This window comes from Paraburkholderia sp. SIMBA_030 (assembly GCF_046535245.1).
In the GTDB taxonomy this organism is placed as follows: Bacteria; Pseudomonadota; Gammaproteobacteria; order Burkholderiales; family Burkholderiaceae; genus Paraburkholderia.
In genome coordinates this window covers 1-263 of sequence record NZ_JAWRXB010000790.1, presented here as the reverse complement: position 1 = coordinate 263, position 263 = coordinate 1, and the positions used below count along the sequence as shown (strand labels likewise).

The 263-nt window shown below is 59.7% G+C and carries 1 pseudogene; it reads right to left on the bottom strand.

The annotated features are described in order from the left end of the window. Window positions 1-263: pseudogene (locus SB772_RS42140) on the bottom strand (IS21 family transposase); the annotation flags it as partial.

The window sequence follows — 263 nt, the reverse complement described above, 5'->3', positions numbered from 1 at the left end:
CATCGAAGGCGGCAGGGAGTGCCATCAATGTCGGCTGTTCTGCGGACCAGACGTCTGCGATCGTGCCGGGCAAGGTGCCGTGCGCTATGTCGCGCCACAGATCCTGGCAATGCTGTTCCAGCCAGGCATTCAACGCCGCCAGATCTGGAAAGTCCGGCATCTGTTGCCAAAGTCGCGGTCGGGCATCCTGAACATTCTTCTCGACTTGACCCTTCTCCCAACCTGCGGCGGGATTGCAAAACTCAGGCGCAAAGACGTAGTGG